Source organism: Desulfobacter sp., assembly GCA_028768545.1.
Classification (GTDB): domain Bacteria; phylum Desulfobacterota; class Desulfobacteria; order Desulfobacterales; family Desulfobacteraceae; genus Desulfobacter.
This window is the reverse complement of the sequence record CP054838.1, coordinates 2782742-2796198: the sequence shown is the minus strand read 5'-3', so window position 1 is coordinate 2796198 and position 13457 is coordinate 2782742. Positions and strand designations below refer to the sequence as shown.

Genomic DNA, 13457 nt, shown 5'->3' with positions numbered 1-13457 from the left:
AAATGAAAAAATCATCTTTAATACTCGGTATTGATGTGGGCTCGGTTTCCATTCATCTTGCGCTGGTTGCCCCTGACAAAACCCTGGTTTTTCAAACCAGTTGCTATCATCATGGTGAGGTGAAAGCGGCATTGGCACGGCTTGTTGAACAAAATGAGCTCACCGGGGTGACCCATGTGGCAAAAACTGCGGCCTCCCCTTCTTTTATCCAATCAGATTTTATTGTTGACGATCAGGTTGCCATTATCCGTTCTGTTCGTCATCTGCATCATGGCAAGGCAGGCGCTGTTTTAAATATCGGGGGGGAAAATTTTTCACTCAGCCTTTTTGATGAGATGGGTAATTATACCGGCGCCAGGCATAACACCTCCTGTGCTGCAGGTACGGGCAGTTTTCTGTACCAGCAGGCAGGCCGCCTGCATTTGTCCGGTTCTAAAGAAATTTCATCCATGGCCCTTAAGAATACAAAAAAAAGGCCGGACATTGCCACCCGGTGCGCCGTATTTGCTAAAACAGACCTTATCCATTCCCAGCAGGAAGGATACGATTTAAACCAGATTTGTGACGGACTTTGCTATGGTCTGGCCAAAAATATCGCCAATACCCTGTTCAAACAAAAAAAGGTCCAAGGCAGCATCGTCTTTTGCGGCGGGGTCTCTTTAAACGCAGCTGTAAGCCGTCACCTTGAGCAGATTGTCGGAATCAAATTGGAAACAGATTCCAATAGTCTGGCCTATGGAGCCCTGGGTGCTGCCCTCTCTCTTATGGATGGGATGGCCCGGATATCCCCCAATTCTTATTCTTGTCCTGATGATTATTTTAAAATTCAGGAAAATGAGTCTGTTTACAGATACCCTGCCCTTTGCCTGACCCTTTCTGATTATCCGGATTTTACCTGTTTTAACTCCTATGATCACGAGAAGGTTGAGGTGGATATTTACAAAGATCCGGATAGGGGTTCCTCAGTGTCAGGCTTTCTCGGCCTGGATGTGGGATCGACTTCAACCAAGGCCATTATTGTGGATATCAAGGGAGATCCTCTGGCCGGGTTTTACACTAAAACAGCCTCAAGGCCGGTTCAGGCGGTTCAACAATTATTCAAGGCCTGTGATCATTTTATAACTATCTATTCCCTTGATTTATCCATCAACGGCTGTGGCACCACGGGGTCGGGCCGGCGGATATCAGCCAAAATTATCGGGGCAGATATCGAACCTGATGAAATTACCGCCCATGCCTGTGCTGCGGTAAATTTAAATCCCAAGGTAGATACCATCATTGAAATCGGAGGTCAGGACGCTAAATTCACCCTTTTAAGGGACGGCATGGTCACCTCTTCGGTGATGCAATACGGTGTGTGCCGCAGGCACCGGCAGTTTTGTTGAAGAACAGACCGCCAAGTTAGATTGTCCCTTGTCTGAATATTCTGCCAGGACCGAAGGGGTGAAAGCGCCGGTGTCCAGTGACCGGTGTACGGTTTTTATGGAAAGGGATATCAACTATTTTTTTGCCAAAGGGTTTGAAAAAAATGAAATTCTGGCCTCTGTGCTTCACTCGGTTCGCGATAATTATCTGACCAAGGTGGCCAGTATTGGTAAAATCGGTGACCAGGTCCTTTTTCAGGGCGCCACAGCCAGGAACAAGGCTTTGGTGGCAGCGTTTGAACAAAAGCTCAACAAGCCCATCCATGTCTCTAAATATTGTCATTTAACCGGCGCACTCGGGGTGGCACTTCTGGCAAAAAAAGAGGCGGAAAACAACACCATAGCCCAGTCCGATTTCAGGGGGTTTGACCTGTACAAACAAAAGATTCCCATACGCCAGGAAGTCTGTAAACTCTGTACCAATCATTACAAGATCACCATTGCAGACGTGGGGGGCAAACCCCAGGCATACGGGTTTTTATGCGGCAGAGATTATGAGACTCAAAAACGGGTTCAGCAAAAGGACAAGTACGATCTTTTCGCCCTGAGAAAAACGGTTTCGACCCCGGTGTTAGGGCCAAAATCCCCAAAAAACAGATTGACCATCGGGATTCCCGATGGTCTGCACATGACCCAGGATCTTTTTTTCTGGCAGATGTTTTTTGCCGATCTCGGGGTAAAGGTGAAGACAAGCACCCATCTTAAGGATCCTGTGCAGCAGGGAAAGAAAATTGCCAATGCAGAATTCTGCGCTCCGGTGGTGGCCCTCCACGGCCATGTAAAATACCTGCTTGAAAAAACAGATTATGTGTTTTTACCCTTTTATTTTGAAGACAGGGCCAGGGAAAAAAATACCCGCCGCCAGCATTGTTATTATACCCAGGGTTCTGTTGCAAAAAATATTTCCAGGACAAAGAGATCGTTCAGGCGTAAAATTTACGCAGCATAAGAAAACAGATTTTCGACGAATTCTTTCTGCTTTAAAATTTCTCCCTTCCTGATATTTTGAGGGCGTTCAAAATTCTGTGTCAGTTGAATCAAAGCTGATATACTCAGCTAAATAAGGAGAACTGACATGACCGAAGACAACACCGAATTTGATTTTCAAAAAGCTCTTAAAGGTATTCAGGAAGGTAAACCCTTCACAGGTAAGGGCGGCGTCCTTACATCATTAATCAAAAATCTTGCGGAAGCTGCTCTTGAAGGAGAGTTGGAGTCCCATCTCGGACAGGAAATTTCTGCCAACCGCCGTAATGGAAAAAGCAGAAAGACCATTAAGTCCCTGGATGGTAAATTTGAGCTAAAAACCCCGCGTGATCGGAACGGAACCTTCTCTCCACAAATCGTCAAAAACACCAAACAACGCTCAGCGATGAAATTGAAAGAAAGATAATAGCCCTTTACGGCCTGGGCATGAGCTATAATGACATGGCTGCCCATTTACAGGAAATCTATGGACTTGAGATTTCAAATGCCACCCTTAGCGCTATTACCGATAAAATTATTCATACCGTTAAAGAATGGCAGGCCAGGCCGTTGGAAAATGTGTACCCAATCGTATGGCTTGATGCCATACATTATAAAGTACGAGAAAACGGAAAGGTCGGCAGCAAAGCCGTTTACACAATTCTTGGGGTGAATATCGAGGGCCGCAAAGAGGTTCTTGGGCTGTACATATCCGAGAATGAGGGTGCGAACTTCTGGCTGCAGGTGTTAACAGACCTTTCAAACCGAGGGGTAAAAGATATCCTGATTGCCTGTGTTGATGGTCTAAAAGGTTTTCCCGAGGCCATTGAGACCATATTCCCGGACACAGAAGTTCAACTCTGCGTAGTCCACCAGATCCGAAATTCATTGAAATACGTTGGTTCCAAAAATAAAAAGGAATTTATGGCAGATCTAAAACGTGTTTATAAAGCGGTCAATAAGGATCTGGCCGAAGAAGAACTGGATATCTTGGAAAATAAATGGAATGACAAATACCCGATTGTGATAAAATCCTGGCGGAACAACTGGGAGCGCCTCAGTCATTTCTTTAAATATCCAGAAGAGATCCGACGGATAATATACACCACAAATACCATTGAGGCTGTGCATCGACAGTTTCGAAAACTGACCAAAACAAAGGGATCGTTTCCTAACCAGGACAGCCTGTTAAAGCTGCTTTACATGGGGATCCAGAACGCCAGTAAGAAATGGACAATGCCGGTTCAAAACTGGTCACTGACAATTTCCCAGTTGGCAATTTTCTTTGAAGGCCGGCTGGATAAAGAGCTGGGAATTTGATAGGGATTTATTTACAGATGGAAAAGATGGTTCCAGGAACTCCGCTCCAGCAAAAGCCAACTCCTCCGACGTGGCAGATTGAAGGCCCATTCTCGGACCTGGCTTTTACTTCCGCTGGCGCCGAGACAGATCCGGGAACCGAAACCGTGACACAGAATTCTGAACATTCCCGATATTTTTAACTTGTCCTTTTCTGATCATGTTCATAATTTCATAGCCTTTTAGCGTCCGCCAGGCAGAATGAAATGTCTTGAACCCCATACCAGCTCTGACAAGCTTTTTGATAAACCGGTGGTCTTGCTCAATAATATTGTTCAGATATTTATTCTGTCTTAGGATACAGTCCTTATTCAGAAGCTTTTTTTCTTTCAAAGCCTTTACTGCCGGAGGATATGCAGGATTTCCGTCAACACTCAGAACCCGAGGTCTGGAGCTATTGGAAGCTCGCAGCATCTTTTTAAAAAATCGTTTGGCAGATTCCATATTACGTCTGCTGCGAAGAAGAAAATCGATGGTATTTCCACGGGAATCGACCGCTCGGTAAAGATACTTCATTTTCCCCGCACCTTGATATATGTTTCATCAATACGGTAAGAATCATTTGATTGCCGCAGATACTTCCTGCTTCGCTTTTCCATTTCAGGAGCATAGCGCTGAACCCATCGGTAAATGGTACTGTGATCCACAGACAAGCCCCGTTCTTGCATCATCTCTTCCAGATTCCTGTAACTCAGTTGATATCTCAGATACCAGCGAACATTCAACAGGATGATTTCTTTTTCATAATGACGCCACTTGAAAGGGTTTTCATTTTTCATACTATCTCTCTGCAAATAAATTAGTGCCAAAACGGACTTGTATCAGACATTAATAATTTTTTGCAACAGAACCCGATCATCTTTGAAACCATAACAAAATATAAAAAAGACTTTGAATATATCCATGATCATTATTAAATAATTAAACCCTTTTCCATGATCCAGGTGAATTCTGCCAAATTTTAATGATCTTTTATGGTTTATAACCGCCCGGGTAAAACAAAAAGGGCACCGTCAACTACTGGCGGGTCAAGGCACTGATGGCGGCAGTGCATACGGCCACAGGAGAGGCGGGATCTTCGGCTGAAAACCTCTGGCCGTCCTTGGAAAAGACCGCCTGCCACCCGGTATTGGTCATACTTTTAGGATAAAGGTCTTTCAACTGAAAAGAGTACCCTTTGTTTTCCATGATTCCAGCCAGTTCCAGAGCCGGGTTAATATCATAGGCCGCGTGAAAGGGAACCGTCTGGCCAAGGTGTTGGTTGAGTTGTTTTTCCAGATTTTCGAGTATGACTTCTGACATTAGGGTCTCCAATACTTTTTTTATGTGCACTCACCTTTGTCCCGGATGCAAGGGTCAATCAACAAAGGCCGCCAATACAATACCCGATTAAACAGATGAGATCAAAACAAAATTTATGGACGATCAAAAATCTTAAATTTGAACTTTTCCCGATCTTCCCTTGTCCGTGGGCTATGCATTAGATGTCTGAACCTCAAACCCGTTGCCGTAAAATCCTTTGTTTAGAGAATCATTTCTCCTTAAATTCATCAGTGATCATACCCATAATGAAAAATTAATGTTTTATCTATTGATAAGAGTGCCAGGCTTATTTATAATCCAAATTTTAAAGGGCAATTTGCCATGATAAAAAAGGCTTGTTCATGATATAAAACAGGTCGTTGGATAATTCAGGGCATGATCCATTGGCCCAGGCCAATGGATTTTGTCTTGCAAAATAAAGCCAAATACTATATTTAGACCCAACCATGTGCCTGGGTGGCGGAACTGGTAGACGCAAGGGACTTAAAATCCCTCGGCCGCAAGGCTGTACGAGTTCAATTCTCGTCCCAGGTACCATCTTAAATATAAAAAAGGGTTTTGGCCTTATCACCAAAACCCTTTTTTAATAACCCCTGAAAGTCAATCAAGCTTATGGATAAAATTCAAATCAACGGCGGCAGACAGCTTGCAGGCGAGGTCTGGATCAGCGGTGCAAAAAATGCAGCCCTGCCTTTAATTGCCTCGAGTATCCTGGTCAACGGCAAAACCACCTTTACCAATGTTCCAAAACTTATGGATATCAACTCCATTAAACTCTTGCTGGAAGATCTTGGGGCCGGCTGCGAATTTGAAAACCATACCATGACCGTGGACGGATCCGGCATCCATAAAATCGAGGCTGAATACGAACTGGTCAGAAAAATGAGGGCCTCCATTCTGGTATTAGGTCCGCTTGTGGCCAGGTTCGGCCATGCAAAAGTCTCCATGCCGGGAGGATGCGCCATTGGGGCACGCCCGGTCAACATGCATTTAACCGGGCTTGAGGCCCTTGGGGCCACAATCAATATTGAACACGGATATATTGAGGCCAAGGCCGAGAAACTTGTGGGCAATGAGATCTATTTTGATGTTCCCACAGTGACAGGCACTGAAAATCTAATGATGGCAGCGGTCCTTGCCAAGGGCAAGAGCGTGCTTCGCAATGCAGCCAGAGAACCTGAGATTGTCTGCCTGGCTAAAGCGCTAACCCAGATGGGGGCAAAAATTTCAGGCGCAGGCACCGCCATTATCCATATTGAAGGGGTCAAAACCTTGAATCCGGTTGAGGTCAGGGTCATCCCCGACCGGATTGAAACCGGCACCTTTATGGTGGCAGCGGCAGCCACACAAGGCGATGTTACCATAAACGGCTGCATACCGGATCATATCGGAGGAATCATCAGCAAACTCAAAGCCACGGGTACCACCGTGGATGTGGGTGAAGATAAAATCCGGGTCCAGGGGAAGGCCCAGATCAAAAGCATTGATATCAAAACCCTTCCTTATCCTGGATTCCCAACCGATATGCAGGCCCAGTTTATGGCCTTAATGACCATTGCCAAGGGCAATAGTGTGATCCATGAATCCATATTTGAGAACCGGTTTATCCATGCCAATGAACTGCTTCGCCTGGGGGCTGACATCTCCATTTCCAATGGAAATTTTGCCATGGTCAGGGGAGTGGACAGGCTTCAGGGCGCTCCTGTCATGGCCTCTGATCTCAGGGCCAGTGCGTCCTTGGTCATAGCAGGCCTTGTGGCTGAAGGCACCACCCTGATTTCACGGGTATATCATATGGACAGGGGATATGAAGGCATTGAAGACAAATTTTTGAATCTGGGGGCAGATATCCTGAGACTCAAATAAATCTGTTTCATAGAGGGGGAACTATGTGAAAAACAAGTATCGTTTTTTTGGTTCTGTTGCAAAAAATTATTAATGTCTGATACAAGTCCGTTTTGGCACTAATTTATTTGCAGAGAGATAGTATGAAAAATGAAAACCCTTTCAAGTGGCGTCATTATGAAAAAGAAATCATCCTGTTGAATGTTCGCTGGTATCTGAGATATCAACTAAGTTACAGGAATCTGGAAGAGATGATGCAAGAACGGGGCTTGTCTGTGGATCACAGTACCATTTACCGATGGGTTCAGCGCTATGCTCCTGAAATGGAAAAGCGAAGCAGGAAGTATCTGCGGCAATCAAATGATTCTTACCGTATTGATGAAACATATATCAAGGTGCGGGGGAAAATGAAGTATCTTTACCGAGCGGTCGATTCCCGTGGAAATACCATCGATTTTCTTCTTCGCAGCAGACGTAATATGGAATCTGCCAAACGATTTTTTAAAAAGATGCTGCGAGCTTCCAATAGCTCCAGACCTCGGGTTCTGAGTGTTGACGGAAATCCTGCATATCCTCCGGCAGTAAAGGCTTTGAAAGAAAAAAAGCTTCTGAATAAGGACTGTATCCTAAGACAGAATAAATATCTGAACAATATTATTGAGCAAGACCACCGGTTTATCAAAAAGCTTGTCAGAGCTGGTATGGGGTTCAAGACATTTCATTCTGCCTGGCGGACGCTAAAAGGCTATGAAATTATGAACATGATCAGAAAAGGACAAGTTAAAAATATCAGGAAGGGAGAAATTTTAAAGCAGAAAGAATTCGTCGAAAATCTGTTTTCTTATGCTGCGTAAATTTTACGCCTGAACGATCTCTTTGTCCTGGAAATATTTTTTGCAACAGAACCCACAGAGGTAACCGGCTCATCATCATCCATGTCATCTTCAAAATGCAGAAAACTTTTATATTCTTCATCTGAAATTTTATAAAAATCGCGATAGGCCTGGATGATATCATTTTCAGTGGAGACAAAAACCTGGATATTTTTCCCTGTATTTTTTCCCAGCGCCTCGACCACAGAGGTATCCGTGGGTTCGGCCATGGTGACCAGAAGATCTTCGCCTGTAAGCTTGAGCGGAAAGACAAGATCTGTTTTTGCCGTTTCATAGAGCAGCACCTTAAAGGCGGCCGGATCCGGCTTGATCTTGGAAAATGGCAAGACGTCGTAATTATACAGCCGGCCCAGTACATTGATAATGGTATCCGGATCAATATATCCCTTGTTGAGCAGAATGGAACTGAGCCGTTCCTGGGTTTTTTTCTGGACATCCAGAGCTTCGTTGAGCTGCATACTGGTGATCTGCCCCTCTTTGGACAGGATTTCACCGATTTTAGTCTTCCCGGCACCAGACTGATCTTTGATGGTGGATTTGAGGGTGGATCCGGATTTTGAGGTTACACCATTGGCCATATTTTATCCTGAAAACCTAAAATTTAGAATGCTTTATTGATTATTCTTTTTTAAAATTTTTAACCACCCTGATGCCGCCGGCAAGAATCAAAAGAGCACCCAAAGTATAAAAACAAAAGGTCACGATTCCGATTTTATTTTTAAAAAATTCTATGGCTTCAACCTGGGGAACGACCTCAGGTATCCTGAAAATGACCCCAAGACCCACGGCAATTAATACAATCCCATAATAAAATGTAAAATTTGGTTTGTCCATCTTAATTAACACCTTTCAAGATCTGATAATTGTTTGTCATATTTTTTTTGAATGACCTCGGCCCGGTCGGTTTTTTCCTCAAGGGATTCAAACAAGGTTTCCACACAAGCCTCAAATTTAGCCAGGTCCTTGGACAAGGCCTGAATTTTTGCACCGTCCATCTGGGCTGAAGCCTCCAGCAGATCCGTGTTGACCTGGGCAATTTTTTCTTCTTTTTGTTCGATTTCATCTTCGATTTTAGAAATCTGTTTTTGAAGGGGGCCTATTTCTTTTGATCGGGCAGCAACAAGGTCTGACTTTTTTTTCCTCATTTCCTTTTTGGATATGGTTTTTATTTTTTTCTTTTTCACCACGCCCAGGTCTTCATCTTCCCAGCCCTGTTTGTCCAAAAACGCCTGGTAACCGCCCTCAAAGACCTCGATGCCCGCTTGGGTAAACACCACCAGACGATTGGCCAGGGCATGGAGAAACATCTCATTATGGGTGACCAGAACCACGGCCCCTTCAAACTGATCTAAGGCTGCAACAAAGGCATCGCAGGCCTCAATATCCAAATGGTTGGAAGGCTCGTCCAAAATCAGAAGATTTAAGGGACGGATCAAAAGTTTTCCCAGCATGACCCTGGCTTTTTCCCCGCCAGAAAGGACTGATATCTTTTTTAAGGCGGCATCCTGTTCAAACATCATGGCCCCGCAGATATTTCTGGCTGCCTGGCGGTCCGTGTCCGGGTATGAATGAATCATCTCTTCTTCAACGGTGAACCCAGGATTTAGAGAACTGACATTGGTCTGTTCAAAATATCCGAACTCCACCCCGGGATTGGGCTTTACCCATCCGCTGCCAGGGGTCATGCTCTGGTTGAGCAGTTTGAGCAAAGTGGTTTTGCCCTTGCCGTTCTTTCCAATGACCGCCACCCGGTCTCCGGGATAGACCGTTAAAGAAAAATCTTTAATCAAAGGAAGGTTTTGATCATACCCAAAGGTTAAATTCTTGGCCGTAAGCACCTGTTTGCCTGCAAAGGCAAGGGAGTTAAAGGTAAATTCAAGATTTTTAAGCTGGGCCAGCTTGTCCTTGGCGTCGAGTTTGGACAGGGTCTTTATCCTGGACTGGACCATATTGGCAAGTCGTGCCTTTGCCCTGAACCTTGAAATAAACAACTCTATCTCTTTTTTCCGCTTGGCTTCATTTTGTCTTGTTTTCTCATATATTTCTTCGTCCTGGGCCACCTGGACATAGTATTTTTGGGTATCGCCTTTAATTTTTTTCATTTTTTTGCGATGAATACCCACAATATGGGTGACCACATTATCCATGAATCCCCTGTCATGGGTCACCAATAATACTTCCCTTGGCCAGGAGATCAAAAACCTGGATATCCACCGAATGGAAGTGATATCAAGATAATTGGTGGGTTCGTCCAAAATAAGCAGATCCGGTTCTGAGACCAGGACCTTGGCCAGGTTGAGACGAACCTGGTATCCCCCTGAAAACTGCATGGGATCCTTTTCCATGGCCTCGTTGGTAAACCCTAAACCGGCAAGAATCTTTTCAGCCTTCCAGAAATGATCCTGCTCATGGTCAGGCAGGCCGAGCATGGCCTCTTGAAGAACGGTGTTTTTTTCAAAGCGGATATGCTGGGAAAGCACCCCCAGTCGATACCCGTTGGGTATACTGATACGCCCATCATCCGGGTGATCAAGGCCTGCAATCATGTTTAAAAGAGTGGTTTTTCCATGTCCGTTCCGGGCCACAAGCCCGACCCGTTCACCCGGATTGATCTGCATTCCGGTATTTTCTAAAAGCACCTGGTCTCCAAACCCTTTGGAAATGGACTCAATATTCAGCATGTATGGACTTTGGTTGCCCCTCTTAGTTTAGATCCCCTGTTCACTGCCGCGCCTAGGGATATTAGTAAATTAAGTACCATAGCATTGCCGTGTAAAATTATAAATACAAGATTTTACTTGACTTGATTTTTCATGATTATTAATAGTTGTGTTTTAACATTTACAACATCAACAAACTGAGGATGAAATGACCAAGTACATATATGAATTCGGTCCTGAAAAAACAGATGGGGATGCCGGCCAAAAAGACCTTCTCGGCGGGAAAGGCGCCAATCTGGCTGAAATGGCAAAGCTGGGCCTCCCTGTTCCTCCGGGCTTTACCATTTCCACGGAATGCTGCAACCACTACTTTGAACTCAAGGGCAGTTTTCCAAAAGACTTAGAGGCGGATACCCTCAAGACCATGACCCATATAGAGGCCCAGACAGGGATGATATTCGGAGATCCTTCCAACCCCCTTCTGGTCTCGTGCAGGTCAGGTGCCAGAAGTTCCATGCCCGGTATGATGGAGACCATTCTCAATGTAGGGTTATGCTCTGCTACCATTCCCGGACTCATCCAAAAGACCCAAAATGAATGGTTTGTCTATGATGCCTACCGCCGCCTGATTATGATGTATTCTGACGTGGTTATGGAAAAGGCAGAACAGATACGCCCCAAGGACGGGATGGGAATCCGTCTCAACCTTGAGATGATGATGAACAATCTCAAGAATGACAAAGGCTATGAAAATGACACAGATATTTCTACGGATGACTTGAAAAACCTGTGTGAACGCTTCAAAAAAAAAATCAAGGAAGACCTGGACTTGGATTTTCCGGATGATCCTCACCAGCAGCTCATGGGCGCCATTGGCGCGGTTTTTAAAAGCTGGAACGGAAAACGGGCCGTCTCCTACCGCCGAATTGAACACATTCCTGATAATTGGGGCACAGCCGTGAATGTCCAGACCATGGTATTTGGTAACATGGGCAACTCTTCTGCAACAGGGGTGGCCTTTTCTCGGGACCCTGCCACAGGAGATAATAAATTTTACGGTGAATGGCTGGTCAATGCCCAGGGCGAAGATGTGGTGGCAGGTATCCGTACGCCCAATCCCTTGAACACGGACACTAAAAACAATCAGAACCAGCACCTGCCCTCACTTGAAGAGGCCATGCCCGACCTCTATGCCCAGTTGTTCGAGATTCGCAACCGGCTGGAATCCCACTATAGCGATATGCAGGACATTGAGTTCACCATCCAGGAAGGCCGTCTTTACATGCTCCAATGCCGGGTGGGAAAAAGAACGGCCACAGCCGCTTTGAACATGGCCATGGACATGCTTGACCAGGGGATGATCGATGAAAAAACCATGGTCTGCCGCCTGGATCCGAAAATCTTAGACGACATGCTCCATCCCATTGTTGATCCGGGAGAAGAACTCACAGCTGTGCATGTTGCAGAAGGGCTGCCCGCAGGACCTGGCGGCGCATGGGGGCAGATCGTCTTTACCTCGGAGGATGCTGTCCGATGGGCCAAAGCCGACAAAAAAGTCATCCTGGTCAGGGAAGAAACCAACCCCGAAGATATTGAAGGCATGCGGGCGGCGGCTGCCATTCTCACCGCCAGAGGCGGCATGACCTCCCATGCCGCACTTGTGGCCAGGGGCTGGGGCAAATGCTGCATTGTTGGCGCCGGTGCCTTGAAAATCAATCTTGAAACCAAAGAGCTGAAAGTGGGCACCCGCCTGTTTAAAGAGGGGGATTATTTCACCCTCAACGGCACCAAGGGTGTGGTTTACGACGGCAAACTTAAAATGAAGGATGCCTCTGAAAACCCTAAATTCCAAAAATTTATGGCCATTGCCGACAAATACCGAACCATGAAAGTCAGAACCAATGCAGATACCCCTGCTGACGCTAAAACTGCGCTTGAATTCGGTGCAGAGGGGATCGGCCTGTTCAGAACAGAACATATGTTCTACGGGTCTGATTCTGACCAGCCCTTGTTTTTGCTGCGGAAAATGATTTTAAGCAAGACTTTGGATGAAAGAGAACAAGTCCTGGAAGAACTTTTTCCCTTTGTTAAAAAAGAAATCATCGCCACCCTCTCAGTAATGGATAAGATGCCGGTGACCATGCGCCTTCTGGATCCTCCGCTCCACGAATTTGTACCCCAGAATGCCCAGAACCAACAGGAAATTGCAGCTGCCCTTAGAATTGATATTGAAGAGGTGATCAAAAGAAGTGAACTGCTCATGGAATCCAACCCCATGATCGGCCACAGAGGGGTCAGGCTTGGCATTACCTATCCTGAAATCACCCATATGCAGGTCAAAGCCATTTTTGAGGCCTGTGCAGAACTGATTTTGGATGGGTTTAATCCCCAGCCTGAAATCATGGTGCCGGTGACCTGCAATGAAAAAGAACTGGCCTTTACCAAAAAAATTGTTGATCAATGCCATGAACAGGCCCTTGCCAAGTACAAGATAGACGCTTTGCCCCATATGTTCGGAACCATGATCGAAATCCCGAGAGCCGCCCTGATTGCAGACAAAATGGCAGAATATGCCGAATTTTTCTCATTTGGCACCAATGACCTCACCCAGATGACATTCGGGTTTTCAAGGGATGATATCGGATCCTTTATGAACGATTATATTGACAATGCCATTCTCAGCTCTGATCCCTTTGAAACCCTGGACCAGGAAGCTGTGGGCAGTTTGATTACCACGGCTGTGAAAGGCGGGAAAAAAACCCGGCCCGACATTAAGCTGGGCATTTGCGGCGAACACGGGGGAGACCCGGACTCTGTGGTCTTCTGCCATAAGGCAGGACTCACCTATGTCTCCTGTTCACCCTACCGGGTGCCCATCGCCCGACTGGCAGCCTCCCAGGCAGCCATTCTCAATCCCTAAAAAACAATACAAACGGCCGGGTCCCAAATTTGGGACCCGGCCGTTTATACTCTTTTTATTTTTCGTT

Annotated in this window: 7 protein-coding genes, 1 tRNA gene and 3 pseudogenes; 6 read left to right on the top strand and 5 right to left on the bottom strand. The window is 45.7% G+C overall.

Annotated elements, in window-relative coordinates; all coding sequences use genetic code 11:
• Window positions 1-2: 2 nt before the first annotated feature.
• Window positions 3-2373, top strand: a pseudogene (locus tag HUN05_13505) (hypothetical protein).
• A gap of 126 nt (window positions 2374-2499) precedes the next feature.
• Window positions 2500-3710: pseudogene (locus tag HUN05_13500) on the top strand (IS256 family transposase).
• A 105-nt stretch (window positions 3711-3815) separates the two neighbouring features.
• On the opposite strand, the pseudogene HUN05_13495 reads toward HUN05_13500, so the two are convergent.
• Window positions 3816-4528, bottom strand: a pseudogene (locus HUN05_13495) (IS6 family transposase).
• A 238-nt stretch (window positions 4529-4766) separates the two neighbouring features.
• Entirely contained in the window at window positions 4767-5051 is a 285-nt protein-coding gene (locus HUN05_13490; protein WDP86017.1) for a hypothetical protein, read from the bottom strand.
• A gap of 471 nt (window positions 5052-5522) precedes the next feature.
• Between HUN05_13490 and HUN05_13485 the strand changes: the two genes are divergently transcribed.
• From HUN05_13485 to HUN05_13475, 3 genes are all read left to right on the top strand, one after another.
• Window positions 5523-5609, top strand: a tRNA-Leu gene (locus HUN05_13485).
• Between the two features lie 75 nt (window positions 5610-5684).
• Window positions 5685-6938, top strand: a complete 1254-nt coding sequence (gene murA / locus HUN05_13480; GenBank protein WDP86016.1) for a UDP-N-acetylglucosamine 1-carboxyvinyltransferase — start codon at window positions 5685-5687, stop codon at window positions 6936-6938.
• Between the two features lie 122 nt (window positions 6939-7060).
• Entirely contained in the window at window positions 7061-7771 is a 711-nt protein-coding gene (locus HUN05_13475) for an IS6 family transposase (protein ID WDP86015.1), read from the top strand.
• On the opposite strand, the gene HUN05_13470 is transcribed toward HUN05_13475, so the two are convergent.
• The 3 genes from HUN05_13470 to HUN05_13460 are packed head-to-tail and all read right to left on the bottom strand — an operon-like array spanning window position 7759 to window position 10491.
• The gene (locus HUN05_13470; GenBank protein WDP86014.1) at window positions 7759-8388 is read right to left on the bottom strand and encodes a hypothetical protein; all 630 of its coding nucleotides are present in this window, start codon (window positions 8386-8388) and stop codon (window positions 7759-7761) included. The genes HUN05_13475 and HUN05_13470 overlap by 13 nt on opposite strands.
• Window positions 8389-8428: 40 nt before the next feature.
• On the bottom strand, window positions 8429-8644 hold the full coding sequence (locus HUN05_13465; GenBank protein WDP86013.1) for a hypothetical protein: 216 nt from the start codon (window positions 8642-8644) through the stop codon (window positions 8429-8431).
• A 5-nt stretch (window positions 8645-8649) separates the two neighbouring features.
• Window positions 8650-10491, bottom strand: a complete 1842-nt coding sequence (locus HUN05_13460; GenBank protein WDP86012.1) for an ABC-F family ATP-binding cassette domain-containing protein — start codon at window positions 10489-10491, stop codon at window positions 8650-8652.
• Window positions 10492-10678: 187 nt separating this feature from the next.
• Between HUN05_13460 and HUN05_13455 the strand changes: the two genes are divergently transcribed.
• Complete coding sequence (locus tag HUN05_13455; GenBank protein WDP86011.1) at window positions 10679-13390, top strand: pyruvate, phosphate dikinase; 2712 nt, start codon at window positions 10679-10681, stop codon at window positions 13388-13390.
• The last annotated feature ends 67 nt before the right edge of the window (window positions 13391-13457 follow it).